We start from the raw sequence: 18,034 nt of genomic DNA on the forward strand, positions 1-18,034 counted from the left end.
TTACTTGCTCTTTCATTTTCTATTTAGAAATATAAATATTCATTTATGATATAATAATTATAAACATATAACTAAAATAATTCTTTAAAATAGGAGAAATAAATGAAAAAGGTATATATTTTGCTAATTATTATACTTACATTATTTTTTCAAGGATGTACTAAAAGAGTGGAAATTATAGAGCATAGTAACAATAATACTATAGAAAACAGTACAATAGATGAAAATATGTATGAAAAGATGGATGAAGTATTAGGAAATTATAAGGATAATATATCTATATATTATAAGAATCTAAATACAAAGGAGGAATATACATTAAATAAAGATAGATATTATATAGCAGCAAGTACAACGAAAGTACCTTTATGCATGATGATTTTAGACCAAGTTTTTGAAGGTACATTATCTTTAGAAGATATTATTTATTATGAAGAAGTAGATGGTGAAGGGGGAAGTGGAGTCTTATACTATTTACCAGAAATTCCAAACATAACTATTGAGGAAGCCATTTATTTATCTATAGTTGAATCAGATAATATTACTAAAAATATGCTTAATAGAATAAGTGAAATTTCATTAACGGATTATTTGAGAAATATAACTGAAGATGATAGTATTCCTTATGAAAATTCTATTACAGCAGAACAATTATATAAGGTGCTAGAAAGACTATATAAAAATCCAGATAATAACCCTTACTATGAAAAGCTTATAGGCTATATGAAAGAAACCATTTTCCATGATAGATTAGACAAATATTTACCTTATAATATAGTTGCTCATAAAATTGGAGATTATTATAGGTATTATCATGATTTTGGAATAGTATATGCTAAAGACCCTTATATAATAGTAATATTGACAAAGGATATAGGAGATTTAAGTGAAGAGCCTTATGAATATGGAAGTGAAGATGAAAGATATCTTTTAGATTGGGGTAATGAAGCATATGAAATTATAGCAAATGTATCAAAAGAAATATACTTAATGGTTGAGGAAGATTATTAATAGGTGAAAAAATGGAGAAGTTATATTATATAGATCAATATTTAATAGAATTTGAAGCAGAAATTATAGATGTAAAAAAAATAGATGATAAATTTCATGTGGCATTGGACAAAACAGCATTTTTTCCAGGTGGGGGAGGCCAATCCTGTGACTTAGGTGAATTAAATGGAATAAATGTATTAGATGTATATGAAGAAAATGGGAAAATATATCATGTTGTTTCTCATGATATATCAGACTCAATTAGTGTTAAATGTAAAATAGATTGGGATAGAAGAGAAGATGGAATGCATCAGCATCTAGCCCAACACGTATTATCTGGGTGTTTTTTTAAGCTTTTTAATTCTAATACAGTAAGCATACATTTAGGAAAAGATATTAGTACTGTAGATATTATTGGGCATTTAACTGAAAATCAAGTAAGAAAAGCTGAAAAAGTGGCAAATGATATAATAAGAGAAAGTATTTTAGTAGAGAGTTTTGTGCCTAGTGAAGAAGAACTAGAGAACATGAATTTAAGAAGAGATTTGCCAAATACTGAAGAAGAAATAAGAGTTGTTAAAATTGGAGATTTGGACATAAATGCATGTTGTGGAGTTCATCCAAAGAGAACACTAGATTTGAAGTTGATTAAAATTAAAAGGTATGAAAAAAATAAAAACAATACTAGAATAGAGTTTTTAGCAGGAGAAAGAGCGATTAAGGACTCTTTATATAAAGATAAAGTACTAAAAGATATATGTAATTATTTAAGTAGCAATGAGGAAGAAGCATTAAATAGTATTAAAAATTTAAAGAACAGTATAGATGATTTGAATAATGAAAAGAGAAAGTTAGAAGAAGACCTTATAAACTATGAAATAGAAAATATAATTTCTATTTCAAGTAAAGAAAATAGTTTGATAATTATAAATAAGATATTTAATGAGAGAAGTATTGATTATATAAGAAAATTAGCTAATAGACTTATTAATAGAGGAAATATTATTTGTTTATTTGCTACTATAAATAATAATAAGTCCAATGTACTATTTTCATGTTCTAAAGATTTGGAAGTAACTCATATGGGGCAACTATTAAAGGAATCCATTAAAGATATAAATGGAAAAGGCGGGGGAAGTAAAATATTAGCCCAAGGATCTGGAGAAAGCATAGATATTGAAAAGTACCTTAATGATATCAAGAATAAAATAACAGAAAATGTAATTTAGTAGAAAGCTACTCTGAAATTTTAGAATTAGGAGTAGCTTTTATATTTAGCTAATAATTAATGAAATTATTAAGATTATGAGGCGAGTAATTTTTCTATTTGTCAAAATTAAAGAGATAGAAATTAATTTTGTAACCAAGTATTAAAGTTATAAGTATACTAAATTATGAATTAATACAATATCTGTATATTTATATATAGATAATAGGAGGGACAGAATTGGCAAAATGGGTATTAGATGCAGCACATGGTGGCAGTGACCCAGGGGCAATAGGAAAACATGGTAGAAGAGAAGCTGATATAGTCTTAGAAGCAGTATATGAGGCAAAAAGATTGTTAGAAAGAAATGGAGAAATAGTGTTACTGACTAGAGCATCAGATGTAAATATAGATGCAAAAGACAGAGTAAATATAGCAAATAACTGGAATGCAGATTATTTTGTTAGCTTCCATATGAATTCCTTTGTTGATGAGTATGTAAAGGGAAGCGAAATAGTAATCTTTGAAAAAGGAAGTAAATCAGAAGATTTGGCAAAATTTATTAAAGATGAACTATTAGCAAATCTAAAATCTAATGATAGGGGAATAAAAGAAGCAAGTTATACTGTTTTAAGAGAGACTAATATGCCTGCAGTCATCATTGAAGCAGAATTTATATCTAACGAAGACATAGAGAAAAACTTTAGTAGTATTAAATATGGGTACATGGTAGCCAAAGCGTGCTTAGCTATGGTTGATAAGGTTTTAATTGATATTCCGATAAAAAAACCTAAAACTCCAACAAGAGAAGGATGGAGAATTTGTTTAGGATATTATAGGGATTATGAAGAAGCAGAGGAAGAATTAATTAGATTAAATAAGAATGGAATTAAAGGAGCTTATATTGTTCCATACCCTGAAAGTAATGGAAAGAATGAAAAAATGACAGAATAAAAAATTTAAGGGAATAACTCAGACAAGCTGAGTTATGAAAAATGAAGAAGTGAAAGAATGAAATAATAAAAAAGTTAATGAAAAAACTCCCTGAGGGGAGTTTTTTCTAGTTAATAATTTATAATGGATAATTGAGGGATAATTTAGGCGAGCTGAATTATGTAAAAGGTAGTAAATATTGATAAAGGAATATAAGAAATATAATTGGGATTAATTGTAATATGGAGGGGCGCATGATATTGGAGTAGCTGAAAATGGAATGCCTATCTTTAAGAATACAGATAAAGCTTTTAAACAAGCTAAGGCTGACTTCGATGATGGCTTTAAACTGATAAAGGATCAATTTAATCTTAAGAAAGTAAGTAAGTTGTATTGGAAGCCATATAAAACATATGGTTGGCAAGCAGAAACTAAAGATGAAGAATTAAGAAAGTAATGTGGAGAAATAACAGTATTCCTTGATATATATGAAAATAGCTTTGAGTAGAATATTCTTAAAGAAACATTTTTGGAGTAGTTAAATCAGTAATTCGAAAGGGTATCACGTTTCGTGATATCCTTTTGAAAAAATTAATAGAGAATGTTTTATTTAAAGAATATCTTTTAGCTGCAAAAAAAAGTAGTTGAAAAGGGAGTCGTGAAACGCGACTTCCTTCATAAAAATAAGGAATTAACTTTTAAGGCAATAAAGATTATGTGAAATTGAATAAAATAAATGAAAAACCAAGTAAGATATATGCTTGTTTTTTTATTTGTAATAAATCCATTTTAAAATTATAGTAGCATTTTTAGGAAAGTGTGATATAATATAATTAAGTAGTAAAAAATATTTTAGTAGTAAACGAATATAGATTAATAAAATAAAAGGAGAAATGAAAATGAATTATCTAGATTTATATTTACAAAGGAATAATAGTAAGAGATATGATATATATAAAAAGACTGGAGTTAGTCAACAATTACTTTCAACTCATACAAATAAGAAAATAGAAAAGTATTCTAATAAGATAATAATGGCTTTAGCTGAAGCTTTAAATAAAACTCCAGGTACTGTATTGGATGAACTTATAGCTTTAGAAAAGGAAAATCCAGCATTTGAAGCATTTAATCCATCGGAATTATTAATTGGATTAGAATATAAATACGATATTATAATTATAAAAGGAGCTTATTGTAATGAAATATATAAGCTAATGAAAGGACAACTTTCAGAAACAGAAAGTATGGGCTTTGAGCTAGGTAGTGCTGGAGGTGCAACTGTTCTTGCTTATGCAATTAATATGGTTAGAGACCTGTTTAGTAATTCCGATAAGGTTCAAAAAGAAATAGAAAGAAAAATAATATCATACAAATTAGTAGAAGCAAGTCATGAGCAATTAATTTTAAAATTAAAACAACTTGATTATTAGAATTTAAAATAGAATATTAATAAAAATATTATAGGATAATACTTTTATTAAAAATGTTTTTTGATATGGAAAAGTAGAATAGTAAAATAGTAAAATAGGGATAGTATATGTATTTACTTTTATAAAAATTCATATACTATCCCTTAATTTATTTACTAATTAAATTTTTTATTAAATATTTTGTAGATTTCTTTTTCATCTAATGTTTCTTCTTCTATAAGTTTCATAGCTATTTTATTTAGTATTTCTTTATTATTCTTAAGTAGTTCTAAAGTTTGATTATATAGTGAATTAACAAGTTCTCTACATTCTTCAACTACTGGGTTTCCATAGCTATTTGAAAGTGGGCCAAGACTTGATAGTTTTAATAGGCCTAATGTTTTTCCCATACCATATTCTGAAATCATAGACATTGCCATTTCTGTTGTTTGGCTTAAATCACCTTGAGCTCCCGTTGAAATTTTATCTTGTCCGAATATAATTTCTTCTGCAGCTCTTCCTCCTAGCAGTACCATTATTCTGTTTTTTAGATAATCTAATCTTTGATAAGAACTATCTTTAGGTATAGTTAATGTATAGCCTCCAGCGCCTTTAGTTGTTGGGATAATGGTTATTTTAGAAACCTTATCTTCAGGTGTCTTTATTAATGAAACAAGAGCATGTCCAGCTTCGTGATATGAAGTTAATAACATATCCTCTTCAAGATAATGGCTTCTTTCTTTTTTCTCATAACCAGCAAGAACTATAGAGTATGCCTTGTTTATATGATCTTGTGTCAACAACCTAGAATTTTCTTTAGCTGCGATAATGGCAGCTTCATTAATTAAATTTTCTAGTTTTGCACCTGAAAAGTAAGCTGTTTTTTTAGCTATATCTTTTAAATCAAGATTATTGTAAGGCTTATTTTCTAAATGCAATGATATTATTTTTTCTCTTGCACTTATATCAGGTAACGAAACCTCTATATGTCTATCAAATCTACCAGGTCTAAGTAGTGCTGAATCAAGAGTATCTAATCTATTAGTTGCAGCTATAACAACTATTCCTTCTTGTTCACCAAAGCCTGACATTTCAGTTAATAGAGCATTTAGAGTTTGATCTCTTTCATCATTTCCACTAGAAGCGCTTGAACCACCTCTTTTTTTTCCTATTGCATCTATTTCATCGATAAAAATAACAGCTTTACCTTGAGATTTTGCCTTTTTAAATAAATTTCTTATCCTAGCAGCCCCAACCCCTACATATACTTGTACGAAGTCAGATCCACTTAATGCGTAGAATGGAACTTTAGCTTCACCTGCTACTGCTTTAGCAAGTAATGTTTTACCTGTACCTGGAGATCCATAAAGGATAACTCCTTTAGGCATTCTAGCACCATAATCTTTATACTTTTGAGGATTTTTAAGAAAATCTACTATATCCATAAGACTTTCTTTTGCTTCTTCATTACCAGCCACATAGTCAAAGTTTAGAGCATTTTGATCTTCTGAAAAATCTTTAACATCTAAATTAGTCATACTTGAGGTTCCAAGTTTTCTTTTATTAATAGTTACAAAAACAATTGAAATAATTGATATTAAAAGAATACTTGAAGCAACTGTTTTTGTGGGACTTGTACTATTTTGATCTAGTACTTCTATATTATTTTTTAATAGATCCTCTTTCAAAGTAGGACTATCAGGATTATTTGTTGAATATTTTGTTCCATCTTTCAAAAATACAGTTAAATTAGAGTTACTATTAACAATAACCTTAGAAATATTATTACTAGTTATATCTTCTAAAAAAATTGAATATTGTTTACTATAGTTAGCTTTGGAGCCAAAACTTGCATATCCTAAAATTAATGTAGAGATAATAGCAGTAACTATTGGTATCCAAATTATGTTTTTCTTTATTTTGTTCATCATTACCTCCTAAATAGAAGATGAATTTTTAAGAATATTGTAACATTTTAAAAAATTTAGTCTACTTAAAATCATATATTTTTCCAATGTAAGTATTGGTGCATTTGTAAAATTGAAAAGATATCTTTTAAAACTCTTACAAATGGAGTATACTTTAAGTTAAATAACTGACTAATTAGACTAATATCTTTAACGAGTAATATAGCAAGGGGAGATTTGAAAAATGCTTAGCTCAACTGTATTAATGGCAGAAGATATTACTGAGATAATTAATTTAAAAGGAAAAGAAAAAGGAATAGAGGTAACCCATATAGAAATTACTAATGGAATAGAATTTAGAGGAAAGATTAGGGCAAAAATAAACTCGAGTTTTAGAGGCGCTGTATATATAAAAAGTTTTTCTAAAAATAAAATAATATTAGAAACTCAAAAGTTAAATATAACTAGCTTAGGATTGTTAAAGGGAGCAAGTAATATAATATTAAAAGCTGTTGTCAAAATGCTTGGGGAAGATTATATCAATATAAAAGATAATAATATAATAATCGATTTAGGTAAAATAAATGGTGATAGCACGTTATATAATACATCTATAAGCGATTTGTATATTAAGGATAAGGCTTTGTATATAATTGGGACAAACTTAGACATGTACTTAAACGCATAAATAACTTGTATAATAGGAGGTAATTATGAATATATCTGGGGTGAAGGTTTCATTAACAGGAGAAGACTTATTAAGTATTATAAATGATTTCGTGAAGGTAGAAGGATTAAATTTAGCTAAGATTGAAATTGATGAGGAAATAAAATTATTTGGGAGCTACGTTAAAGGTTTTAAAGTAGATTTTATTGCTGGATTAAAAATTAGAAGAGTTGAAGATGGAATTATTCATGGTGAAGTTTCTTCATTTAAAATAGCAAAAATTAAAGTATTTTCTTTGTTTAGAAAAATGGCATTAAAATATACTCTTAAATCATTGGAAGAAAAGGGTATAAACTATGAAGATGGAAAAGTTGTTATAAATTTAAAAAGTTTATTAAGAGATGTACCATATGTAGATTTAGATATTGCAGATATACATATTAAGCAAAATATATTAAATGTAGATGTAACCAATATAAATATTTCTTTAGAGGGAGCAATTAAAAAAGAAGAGCCAGAAGCTTTTGAGGCTGAAGAGGTTATTGAAGAAGTCAATGAAAACATAGAAAAGGTTAAAGATTGTTATAGTAATGGAAGAGGGTATTTAGAAAATAAATTACCTGAAAAAATAAAGACATATAGCGATTATTTATTTATAATACCTGATATGGTAGCTTTATTATATAGATTATTAAAAGATAAGAGAGTGCCAGTAAGGACTAAGCTAATAATATCAGGAGCAATTGCATATATTGCATTTCCAACGGATATAATACCAGATAATATTCCTTTTATAGGTAAAGTTGATGAGATAGCAGTAGCATTTTTTGCTATTGACAGAATTATAGCTGATGTTTCAATTAATGTTATATTAGAAAATTGGGAAGGAAAAAATGATATAGTTTTAGTTATTAAAAATATAATAGAATACGCTATTAACTTTACTGGTGCAAGAAATGTGGAAAAAGTTTATAATTTTGTGGAAGAAGTAATGTCGTTATAAAAATTATTTATAATATTAAGGAGCATAGAGTATGGGCAAAAAAGTTTATGCAATAAAAGAAGGATTTAATTTTACTACTAATGAAAAGGTAGAAAATATAATAGTTAATACATGGGCCGAATGTTTAAAATATGTAAAGGGTGTTAAAGGGGCAAAATACAAGAGCTTTGAAGATATAAATGAAGCTAAAAAATTCTTAGAAGAAGGTAGTAAACTATTAAAAAAAGGTATAGATAAATACCCAGAAGATTGCTTGCATATTTATGTTGATGGAAGTTATAGCGTAAGTACTGAAAAGTATTCTTATGGATTAGTTGCTGTTAGAGATAATGTTGTAGAATATATAGAATCTTCAGCTGCAAAGGATAATACTAAAAGTAATATTAGACAAATTGCAGGAGAATTAGAAGCAGCAATAAAAGGCGTCGAATATGCAATAAGAAATAAGGATAAGAAAGTAGTTATATTCCATGATTATGAAGGGATTGCACATCATGCTACTGGGTTTTGGGAAAGAAGAGAAGAGTCATCTATTAATTACTATAATAAAATGAATGAATTAATTAAAAGTGGCATAGAAGTTATTTTTGTAAAAGTTGATAGCCATACAGGAGATTTATTTAATGAGATTGCTGATGAAAAATGTAAGCAAGAGCTATCAATTGTTTCAGATATGGTAGTTAATAAATGGCTAGATAAAAACGAATTATATGTAGCTAGTAACAAAATTAAAAAAGATATTTTAGAAATTGTTAATGGAAAAGAAGATAAAATAATAGTTGTAGAAAATAGTGAAGAGGATGTGGCTATATCACTAGATTCTTTTAATAATGAGTATTCTGATGATACAGAAAATGAAAGCAGAAACATAATGGACCAGTTAAATATATTTATGAAAAAAATATCTCTTGAAAATCAATTAGATGTATTAAAGTATGCGGAGTATTTATATAATAAACAAAAATAATATAGATTCCATAATTTTCATAGAGTAAAGATAATAATATTACTAATAATAAATATATCTAATCAAAAAATATTTATAGAGGTGATAATTATGGCAAAGATGATGAGAAATATGGCAGCTGGTGCAATGCTAGGAATGGCAGTAAGCGCTATGGTTTTACCACAACTAGATAGAAGAACACAAAAGAATATAAGAAAGGCTAGTAAGAGAGCAATGCATATGGCTGGCGATGCATATGAAACAATAATGGATTATATGAGATAAAAGAGTAGTAAATCTACTCTTTTTTTGTTGTTAGTATTAAAGTGGTACTATAACCTATGTAATTTTAATAACAATATTTTGAATTTTTTATAGTATTTTAGATATATTTAATGATATAATAAATAAAAAATGAAAAAATATTCTAAATTTGAGTATAAAATTTAGAATTTGACGAAAAAAATTTAATTCGGAGAGTAAGCTTATAACAATTACTGTTTGAATTGGTTAAATTATGATATAATTGAATAAAAAACAGAAAAGAAAAATATTAATTTATAGTTGTGAAAAGGAAGAGTATTTATGGAAATTCTTGCATTAGGGGAAAAAATAAAGAGGAAAAGAAAAGAATTAGATATGACCCTTAAAGATTTAGCTGGAGATAGGATAACCCCTGGACAAATAAGTTTAGTAGAATCAGGGAGATCTAATCCCTCTATGGATTTATTAGAATACTTAGCAGGTGCATTACAAACTTCAGTTGAGTATTTAATGGAGTCTGAAGAAACTCAAGCGGAAAAAATTAGTATTTATTATGAACAAGTTGCTGAATCTTATATTTTATCAGGAGATTATATAACAGGAGAAAAATATATAGAAAATGCTTTATATTATGTAGAAAAATATAATTTAGAATATAGAAAAGCGAAAATACTATATCTAAGGGCTCAAATATATATGGCTAAGGACGAATTAACTTTAGCACAACAATTTTTCTTATCATCAAACGTAATATTTATTAAAAATAATAATTATGAAGAAATTATAAATACTTTTTTGAATTTGGGGAAAATAACATTAATGTTAAAAGCATATCATTCTGCCAATAGTTATTTAAGACAAGCTGAAAAGGTCTACTTAGATAACAGTATTGGAAATGATTCATTGCTTGGAGAAATATATTATTATATGGCGAGATCCTATTTTAAAACAGAAGATATTGGAAAGGCCATAGATTATTCATTTTTAGCAAAAAGTAAATTTGAGCAAGTTCATAATAGAGAAGAATATGCTAAAACTTTACTATTAATATCTGAGGAATATAATAAAAAGGGAGATCTAACTAATGCTATTAAATATTCTCAAAAAACTTTAGAAGTATATAAAGAGTTAGATGAACTTAATAATATATCTGAAATTGAGAATAACTTAGGTAAACTATTTTATGAATTCGAAAATATAGAAGAATCCTTTAAACATTATGAAATTTCTAAAGAAATAAGAATAAGAAGAAAAGACTACAAGATAGTAGATACTCTAATAAATATATGTGAGAATTATATTAAATTGAAGAATATTTCTAAGTGCGAGGAAGTATTAGAAGAAATTGATTCATATATAGAAGAAGAGGATATGGATAAATTAATAGATTTAAATATATTATGGTATCGAATTTATACAATAAAAGAAATGACTAAAGAAGCGGAATATATTTTATTAGATACTTATAAGTTATCAAGAGCGAGTAATTTACAGAAGAAATCAGCTCAATTAGCAATTATGATAGGAAAGTTTTATATAGATAATAAGAGAGATTTTGAAGCAGCTAAATATTTAGATGAAGGAGTTAATATTTTTAAGGAAATAGGAATACTTAAAAATTAATTCAAGCGGGGGTTTAAATGGAAATATTATCAACTGGAGAAAAGATTAAAAGAGCAAGGGTATATCAAGGGATAACTTTAAAAGAATTATGTGGAGATAAAGTATCCATATCAAAAATGAGCTGCATTGAAAATGGTAAAATAAAGGCAGATAAAGATATTCTAGAGTATATATCTAACAAGCTTACAATTGATTATAACTATTTAGTTAGAGATGTTGAAGAACAAATAGTTAGTAATCTTGAATTAATTAGAAATAATTCAATACCAGAAGATGAAATAGATGATGTGATAAACCATAATTTAAATTATGCTTTAGAATATTCCTATGATGATTTAGCCTTTGAACTTATGCATATACTGTTTAATTTTTATGTAGAGAAAAATAAGGTTGAAAATATACAAATCATAATATCTCAATATTATGATTTATACCAAAAAAATAATACTCGTGAAAATACAATAACTTACTATATAGATATGGCTACTTTTTTTTATAGTATTAAAGAGTATAATGAAGCGATAAATTATTATAGTAGAGCAAGAGAACTTATAAAAGATTCTGATAAATTCGATAAAGAAAAATATTCATATATTTGCTATAAAGAAGGAAAAGCTTATGACAAATTAGGATTATTAGAAGAAACATATAGCTCCATAAAAGAATCGGTAGAGTACATAAATTATATAGATAATGATATAGAAAAGGGGGACATATATCATTACTTTGCTTCTGCATGCATTAGGTTAAAGAAAAATGATGCAGATAAATATATAAAATTAGCTTATAAATATCAAAAGGAAAATCCAATGATTTTGGCTTTAGCAAAAGGAAAAAATGGAGAAAGTTATTTTTATGTAAATGAAAGAGAAAAGGCTATTAAAGAAATTAAAGAGGGAATAGAGTTATTTCCGCCTGATAATAAGGTGAATTATGTTAAGTTTTTGAATAAATGTATAAGAACTCTTTACAATAATGAAGAGTATGATACAGCATATGAAATTACTGATACAACATTAAATTTGGCTATTGATACAAATGATATAGTATTAGTAGAGGATTCATATTATTTAAAAGGAATGATACTTCAAAAGAAGGGGTTATATATTCAAGCAGAAATGTATATGAATTTATCTTTAGATTCTTTATTTAAGTTTGCTAATAAGGAAAAAAGATATGAAAGATATTTAGACATGGCAGAAATGTATTATAAATTAGGAGAAGTGAAAGACTCCTTAAAATATTTTACGTTAGCCATGAAAATGGAAAAAGAATAAATAAAAGGTACATTAGCCACCTTTTATTTATTCTTTTATTTGAACATTAACTTTATTTATCATAATAAAATCCTATAAATTTAACATTTGTCTACAATATTTATTTAATTTGTATAGTTTATTTAGATGGATGTAAAATTGCTGTTAATATGCTTAATATTGAGTATTTTGATAATATACCAGGCATAAAAAATAAGCCTCTCATTAAATAATCAATCCTTTCTAAACTTTTTAGTTTATTATTATGATTAAATTATAGTTTAATATAAATATAAAAGCATTGACTTAAGTGCGGATATTTAAGTACATTTAGGTTATTGAAAGTTAAATAAGTAAATTAAAAAAGTACAAAGAAACCATAAAATTTGGTTTCTTTGTACTTTATTTAATATTTTTTATTAAAATTAGCTTAGCAGCATAACCTCTAAGTTCGGTAATTATATTTAATATTGTATTTTTCTTTGAATATTTAAATTCTATCTTAGGAAAAGATGCCTTGTGTAAAATTTCTTTTTCTTCTTTATTAAGTCTATCAGGGGAGCCCATGGATAACCAATAATTGTAGGAAGATCCGACTCTTTCACTAATTTCATAAGTAATTATTCTAGATGATTTTTTGATATTTTCAATATTTAAAGAAATTTTTCTTTTATATATTTTTCTTTTACCGCGTTTAGTAAATATATCTTCAAAATTTTGCATTTCATTTAATTCATCATTATATGAGTATAATAAAATGCAATATTCATCTTCTTTTTTAGTTACAATATATCCATTTTCCATTGCAACTATTTCGTCTCCTAATTTACTAAGAAGGTAATATGCATAATAGGATGGCTTTCTAATTCCCATATCATTAACAAGCCCAGGAGATCCTATAAATACTTCATTTGTCAAACTTATTTCTTTTTCTAAAACATCAAAAGCTCTTAAAAAGCTTAAAGAGTTTTTATTAAAAAGGGTATTATGAATTATATATGGAAGCATATAAGCAGTATCATAAATTTTATTTAGACTTTTATTGCATATAAAATCATCTTCAATAACATCTAAATTATATTCTTCAGCTAAAAAAGATTTTAGCGGCTTTTTTATATCTTCTGATATAATTGGTGTAAATTGAAATTTAAATCCAGAGACATCAATATAATCTATTTCTGAAAAATATTCAAAAAAACTAGTTAATACTTGCTTGTATTTATCAAAAGTAAAATTAGAATTATCAATTAGTATAAGTGGCTTTAAACCTATATAATCTAAAAATTCTATTACACTTTTAGCCTTATTCCAATTATAAAAGTCAGCTTTAGGAAATACCCCCATATCACTATTAAACATGTTTTCAAGTCTTGCATAATTAAAGTGAAGTTCTTCTTGAATTTCTTCAAGAATATCTTTATTATCTTCTAATAATAAATCAAAGGCGTCATCTAAGTTTATAACTTCCCTATAATCCTTGTCGAATTCTCTAAGACTATCATCCATATTTATATGAATTTTCCATAGTTTATTTTCATAATTAAAACGTTCATAATCATCTAATTCAGAAGATAAATATTCAAGGGCATCTTCAAGATTTAATATTTCTATGTTTTTAATTGATTCTAGTTCTTTTTCAGTTAATTTATTTTTTTTTCTATATTGAAGTGGAGTACAACCATAATAATTTTTAAAGTTTTTATTTAAATATCTTACATGAGAAAAACCAACTTCATCTGATATATCCGAAATACTTAAATCACTATCTAATAAAAGTTTAACTGATTCTTCAACTCTAGTTTGATTAACTAAATCAGTAAAACTATACCCAGTTGCATATTTAATCTCATGAGATAAGTAATGAGGACTTAAAAATTCTTTTTTAGCAATTTCTTGTAAAGTAATATTACTATCATAATTATTAAATATATATTTAGAAATTCTGTGATATCTAGCTAGCTGTTCAGTTTTCTCTTTTAACTCTTCCTTTTCATAAGTTAAGTAATGGAAGTTATTTATAAGATGATACAATAAATCTATTAAAATTGATTCAATTTCCTTATCATAATCGTCAATCTTTTGAACAGCCTCACATAAAAGTTTAGCTAGAAAATTTCTAAGTAAATCATATTCTTCACCTTCTTGAGCACCATCATCAGTAGAGTTTGTATAGAAGAATATATTGTTTATATCTTTATAGTATTTCTCAAAAAAGTATGGATCTATATGAAATATTAATACCTTATTATCTTCGTTACTGTAGATTCTGTGAGATTCATCAACATTTATTATTTCTAGTTCTTTTTCAAGGACTTCAAAGGAGTCAGTATCTATAGTAACATTAATACTTCCACGTAACACATATAGTATTTCAATTGAGTTATGCCAATGTATTGGATATTCTCTTATATTTGCATATGATATTTTAATTGGGGAATCTGTTGGATAGCTAACAAATTCTCTTCTCATAAAATCACCTCCTTTCTAATAAATCTAAATTATAATTTAATTATAGTCTATTTACAGGTAAATAGAAAATTTTTAGGAAAATAAAAATAAACTTTGACTTTCTTTGACTATTGTATTATTATATGAATATAGGTTATATTAAATATGCTTAAATAAATGAATGCGAGGAGGAGTGAAGCATGAACATTGATAAAATGACCTTAAGAGTGCAAGAAGTGCTAAATAATGCTAGCTTATTAGCTGTTAAATATAGTCATCAACAAGTAGAGTTAATACATCTATTTGCAGCATTAATAGAACAAGAGGATGGATTAATACCAAACATTTTAACTAAGATGGGAGTCAGAGTTAAATTATTAGATGAAGATGTGAATAAAGTATTAGATAAAAAGCCAAAGGTTTTAGGAGATGGAGCTAACTCCTCCGGGGTTTATGCTACAAGGCAAATTGAAGAAGTCTTAGTTAAGGCTGAAGATATAGCTAAAAAGTTTGAGGATTCTTATATAAGTGTAGAGCATTTAATGCTTGCAATAATTGAAGTAGATAAAAATGGAGAAGTTAAAAATTTATTAGATAAATATAATATAAATAAGAAGAATTTCATGGAAGTTCTAAAAGAAGTAAGAGGAAATCAAAGAGTAGAAACACAAGACCCTGAAGGGACTTATGATGCTTTAGGTAAATATGGTACTAATCTTACAGACTTAGCTAAAAAACATAAACTTGATCCTGTTATAGGAAGAGATGATGAAATTAGAAGAACTATTAGAATACTTTCAAGAAGAACAAAAAATAATCCAGTATTAATTGGAGAACCAGGAGTTGGTAAAACTGCAATTGTAGAAGGATTGGCAGAAAGAATAGTTAGAGGAGATGTACCAGAAGGATTAAAAGATAGGATTATTTTCTCTTTAGATATGGGTTCACTTATTGCTGGAGCTAAATATAGAGGTGAATTTGAAGAAAGATTAAAAGCTGTATTAAAAGAAGTTCAAAGTAGCGAAGGCAGAATAATCCTATTTATAGATGAAATTCATACTATAGTTGGTGCAGGAAAAACTGATGGAGCTATGGATGCAGGTAATTTAATAAAGCCATTACTAGCAAGAGGAGAGCTTCATTGTATAGGAGCTACAACTTTTGACGAATATAGACAATATATAGAAAAAGATAAAGCACTAGAAAGAAGATTCCAACCTGTAGTTGTAGAAGAACCTACAGTAGAAGATGCTATATCAATATTAAGAGGATTAAAAGAAAGATTTGAAATTCATCATGGTGTAAGAATACATGATACCGCATTAATAGCAGCAGCCAAATTATCTAATAGATATATTCAAGATAGATATCTACCAGATAAAGCTATAGATTTAATAGATGAAGCTGGAGCAATGATAAGAACAGAAATAGATTCATTACCAACAGAATTGGATAACATAAGAAGAAAGCAGTTCCAATTAGAAATTGAAAAAGAAGCTTTAACTAAAGAAAACGATGAAGGCTCTAAGAAAAAGCTGGCAGCATTAGAAAAAGAAATAGCAGAATTAAAAGCTAAAAACGATGAAATGACAGCGAAATTTGAAAAGGAAAAAGGGGCAATAGTTAGTTTAAGAGATTTAAAATCTAAATTAGATGATGCAAGAGGCGATTTGGAGGCTGCTCAAAGAAACTATGACTATAACAAGGCAGCAGAAATTCAATATAGTGTAATTCCAGCATTAGAAGAAGAAATTAAACAAAAGGAAGTAGATGTAAAAGAAAACTATGAAGGAGCTCTTTTAAAAGAAGAAGTAACAGAAGAGGAAGTTTCAAAGATTCTTTCTAAGTGGACTGGAATTCCAGTTACTAATTTATTAGAAGGGGAAAGAGAAAAGCTTCTAAGATTAGAAAGTGAAATGCAAGGAAGAGTAATTGGCCAAGAAGAGGCTATAACAGCTGTTTCTAATGCAATATTAAGAGCAAGAGCAGGCTTGAAAGATGTAAATAAACCAATTGGTTCATTTATATTCTTAGGTCCTACAGGAGTTGGTAAAACAGAACTTGCAAAAACTTTAGCAAGAAACTTATTTGATTCTGAAGAAAATATAATAAGAATTGATATGTCTGAGTATATGGAAAAGCATTCTGTATCTAGATTAGTTGGAGCGCCTCCAGGATATGTAGGATATGATGAAGGTGGTCAACTTACTGAAGCTGTAAGAAGGAATCCATATAGTGTAATATTATTTGATGAAATTGAAAAGGCACATGAAGATGTATTTAATATATTCTTACAAATCTTAGATGATGGTAGGTTAACAGATAATAAAGGTAAAACTGTTGATTTTAAAAATACAATAATAATTATGACATCAAATATAGGAAGTAGCTATCTTTTAGAAAATAAAAATGAAGATGTAGTTGATGATAACATAAGAGCTCAGGTTATGAATGAAATGAAGTTAAGATTTAAACCAGAGTTTCTAAATAGAGTAGATGACATAATTATGTTTAAGCCATTATCAGAAAATGGAATCAAGAAGATAATAGATATATTCTTAAAAGAAGTTTCAAGTAGATTAAAGGATAAAAATATTACTTTAGAAGTAACAGATGAAGCAAAGACAATTATGGCAAAAGAAGGTTATGATCCAGTATATGGAGCAAGACCTTTAAAGAGATATATACAAAATAGCCTAGAAAATAATTTAGCAAGAAAGATTATAAAAGGTGAAATTGGATATGGATCAAATGTAGTTGTTGATGCAGAGGAAGAAGAAATAGTAATTAGGTGAGAATATAAAGGCTAAGATAAATAGATATGTTTCATAAGCTAAATAGCTATGAAGGAATTGAATACTTAGTAAAGTGTAGCGTAGATACGACTGAGCTTAGTATGAAAGTTGATCTAGTGAATACTGCCTGAAGTAGATATTCCTATAAATAATAGAAAAACTACTATGCCAACAGTTTTGGTTAACTCGATGTGATCAGAGAATTAAGCAACGCTAAGGCCTAGTAGTTTTTCACTTTTTACTTTTAACTATTCATTAAAAAATTGCAAAGTAATTTTAAAAAAAAGGTGTTGACAAAATCCGACCTTTTGCGGTATTATATACAACGTAGCAAATATGCGTGTTTAGCTCAGCTGGATAGAGCAACGCCCTTCTAAGGCGTGGGCCAGGAGTTCGAATCTCTTAACACGCACCAAGCTATGGTTTACTAGCTCAATCGGTAGAGCACTTGACTTTTAATCAAGGTGTACCGGGTTCGATTCCCGGGTAAGCCACCACTTGCGGAAGTGGCTCAATGGTAGAGCGTCACCTTGCCAAGGTGAATGTTGCGGGTTCGAGTCCCGTCTTTCGCTCCATAAGAAAA

At 27.2% G+C, this 18,034-nt stretch carries 14 protein-coding genes and 3 tRNA genes; 15 read left to right on the plus strand and 2 right to left on the minus strand.

The annotated features are described in order from the left end of the window. Positions 1–102 precede the first annotated feature (102 nt). The 5 genes from J7M87_RS03875 (at position 103) to J7M87_RS03895 (ending at position 4,563) form a co-directional block, all read left to right on the plus strand. The gene (locus J7M87_RS03875) at positions 103–1,011 is read left to right on the plus strand and encodes a serine hydrolase (RefSeq protein WP_291648840.1); all 909 of its coding nucleotides are present in this window, start codon (positions 103–105) and stop codon (positions 1,009–1,011) included. An 11-nt stretch (positions 1,012–1,022) separates the two neighbouring features. After that, a complete protein-coding gene (locus tag J7M87_RS03880) occupies positions 1,023–2,222 on the plus strand; it encodes a DHHA1 domain-containing protein (protein ID WP_291648842.1) in 1,200 nt (399 codons plus the stop codon). 218 nt (positions 2,223–2,440) lie between these two features. Next, positions 2,441–3,154 carry an N-acetylmuramoyl-L-alanine amidase gene (locus tag J7M87_RS03885; RefSeq protein ID WP_291648844.1) on the plus strand — a complete coding sequence of 238 codons (714 nt, stop codon included), beginning with the start codon at positions 2,441–2,443 and terminating at the stop codon, positions 3,152–3,154. Between the two features lie 259 nt (positions 3,155–3,413). Beyond that, positions 3,414–3,590 (plus strand): hypothetical protein, encoded by a 177-nt coding sequence (locus J7M87_RS03890; RefSeq protein WP_291648845.1) that lies wholly within the window; start codon positions 3,414–3,416, stop codon positions 3,588–3,590. A 442-nt stretch (positions 3,591–4,032) separates the two neighbouring features. Beyond that, entirely contained in the window at positions 4,033–4,563 is a 531-nt protein-coding gene (locus J7M87_RS03895) for a helix-turn-helix domain-containing protein (RefSeq protein ID WP_291648847.1), read from the plus strand. A 155-nt stretch (positions 4,564–4,718) separates the two neighbouring features. Here J7M87_RS03895 and J7M87_RS03900 read toward each other — a convergent pair whose 3' ends face one another. Then, on the minus strand, positions 4,719–6,470 hold the full coding sequence (locus tag J7M87_RS03900) for an FtsH/Yme1/Tma family ATP-dependent metallopeptidase (RefSeq protein WP_291648849.1): 1,752 nt from the start codon (positions 6,468–6,470) through the stop codon (positions 4,719–4,721). Between the two features lie 223 nt (positions 6,471–6,693). Here J7M87_RS03900 and J7M87_RS03905 point away from each other — a divergent pair, with 223 nt between their 5' ends. The 6 genes from J7M87_RS03905 to J7M87_RS03930 all read left to right on the plus strand — a co-directional run bounded on the left by J7M87_RS03905 (position 6,694) and on the right by J7M87_RS03930 (position 12,229). Then, positions 6,694–7,137, plus strand: coding sequence for a hypothetical protein (locus J7M87_RS03905; RefSeq protein WP_291648851.1), 444 nt, complete (start codon positions 6,694–6,696; stop codon positions 7,135–7,137). A 25-nt stretch (positions 7,138–7,162) separates the two neighbouring features. Beyond that, a complete protein-coding gene (locus tag J7M87_RS03910) occupies positions 7,163–8,119 on the plus strand; it encodes a YkvA family protein (RefSeq protein ID WP_291648853.1) in 957 nt (318 codons plus the stop codon). Between the two features lie 31 nt (positions 8,120–8,150). Beyond that, entirely contained in the window at positions 8,151–9,086 is a 936-nt protein-coding gene (locus J7M87_RS03915; protein WP_291648855.1) for a ribonuclease H family protein, read from the plus strand. Positions 9,087–9,176: 90 nt separating this feature from the next. After that, complete coding sequence (locus tag J7M87_RS03920; protein WP_291648857.1) at positions 9,177–9,350, plus strand: YtxH domain-containing protein; 174 nt, start codon at positions 9,177–9,179, stop codon at positions 9,348–9,350. A 300-nt stretch (positions 9,351–9,650) separates the two neighbouring features. Further along, positions 9,651–10,952, plus strand: coding sequence for a helix-turn-helix transcriptional regulator (locus tag J7M87_RS03925; protein WP_291648858.1), 1,302 nt, complete (start codon positions 9,651–9,653; stop codon positions 10,950–10,952). 17 nt (positions 10,953–10,969) lie between these two features. After that, the gene (locus J7M87_RS03930) at positions 10,970–12,229 is read left to right on the plus strand and encodes a transcriptional regulator (protein WP_291648860.1); all 1,260 of its coding nucleotides are present in this window, start codon (positions 10,970–10,972) and stop codon (positions 12,227–12,229) included. 381 nt (positions 12,230–12,610) lie between these two features. On the opposite strand, the gene J7M87_RS03935 is transcribed toward J7M87_RS03930, so the two are convergent. After that, positions 12,611–14,677 carry a helix-turn-helix domain-containing protein gene (locus tag J7M87_RS03935; protein ID WP_291648862.1) on the minus strand — a complete coding sequence of 689 codons (2,067 nt, stop codon included), beginning with the start codon at positions 14,675–14,677 and terminating at the stop codon, positions 12,611–12,613. A 179-nt stretch (positions 14,678–14,856) separates the two neighbouring features. Here J7M87_RS03935 and clpB point away from each other — a divergent pair, with 179 nt between their 5' ends. The 4 genes from clpB to J7M87_RS03955 all read left to right on the plus strand — a co-directional run bounded on the left by clpB (position 14,857) and on the right by J7M87_RS03955 (position 18,026). Next, positions 14,857–17,451 (plus strand): ATP-dependent chaperone ClpB, encoded by a 2,595-nt coding sequence (gene clpB / locus J7M87_RS03940; RefSeq protein WP_291648864.1) that lies wholly within the window; start codon positions 14,857–14,859, stop codon positions 17,449–17,451. A gap of 338 nt (positions 17,452–17,789) precedes the next feature. Beyond that, a tRNA-Arg gene (locus J7M87_RS03945) sits at positions 17,790–17,866 on the plus strand. Between the two features lie 6 nt (positions 17,867–17,872). After that, a tRNA-Lys gene (locus tag J7M87_RS03950) sits at positions 17,873–17,948 on the plus strand. Positions 17,949–17,951: 3 nt separating this feature from the next. Continuing rightward, positions 17,952–18,026 (plus strand) — tRNA-Gly (locus J7M87_RS03955). Positions 18,027–18,034: the final 8 nt, after the last annotated feature.

It is taken from the genome of Clostridium sp. (assembly GCF_017888565.1).
Lineage (GTDB): Bacteria > Bacillota > Clostridia > Clostridiales > Clostridiaceae > Clostridium.

Excerpts from the sequence above, each read along its gene's own strand:
- J7M87_RS03875 (WP_291648840.1), top strand. The coding sequence starts at position 103 with ATGAAAAAGGTATATATTTTGCTAATTATTATACTTACATTATTTTTT.
- J7M87_RS03880 (WP_291648842.1), top strand. The coding sequence starts at position 1,023 with ATGGAGAAGTTATATTATATAGATCAATATTTAATAGAATTTGAAGCA.
- J7M87_RS03890 (WP_291648845.1), top strand. The coding sequence starts at position 3,414 with ATGCCTATCTTTAAGAATACAGATAAAGCTTTTAAACAAGCTAAGGCT.
- J7M87_RS03895 (WP_291648847.1), top strand. The coding sequence starts at position 4,033 with ATGAATTATCTAGATTTATATTTACAAAGGAATAATAGTAAGAGATAT.
- J7M87_RS03900 (WP_291648849.1), bottom strand. The coding sequence starts at position 6,470 with ATGAACAAAATAAAGAAAAACATAATTTGGATACCAATAGTTACTGCT.
- J7M87_RS03905 (WP_291648851.1), top strand. The coding sequence starts at position 6,694 with ATGCTTAGCTCAACTGTATTAATGGCAGAAGATATTACTGAGATAATT.
- J7M87_RS03910 (WP_291648853.1), top strand. The coding sequence starts at position 7,163 with ATGAATATATCTGGGGTGAAGGTTTCATTAACAGGAGAAGACTTATTA.
- J7M87_RS03915 (WP_291648855.1), top strand. The coding sequence starts at position 8,151 with ATGGGCAAAAAAGTTTATGCAATAAAAGAAGGATTTAATTTTACTACT.
- J7M87_RS03920 (WP_291648857.1), top strand. The coding sequence starts at position 9,177 with ATGGCAAAGATGATGAGAAATATGGCAGCTGGTGCAATGCTAGGAATG.
- J7M87_RS03925 (WP_291648858.1), top strand. The coding sequence starts at position 9,651 with ATGGAAATTCTTGCATTAGGGGAAAAAATAAAGAGGAAAAGAAAAGAA.
- J7M87_RS03930 (WP_291648860.1), top strand. The coding sequence starts at position 10,970 with ATGGAAATATTATCAACTGGAGAAAAGATTAAAAGAGCAAGGGTATAT.
- J7M87_RS03935 (WP_291648862.1), bottom strand. The coding sequence starts at position 14,677 with ATGAGAAGAGAATTTGTTAGCTATCCAACAGATTCCCCAATTAAAATA.
- clpB (WP_291648864.1), top strand. The coding sequence starts at position 14,857 with ATGAACATTGATAAAATGACCTTAAGAGTGCAAGAAGTGCTAAATAAT.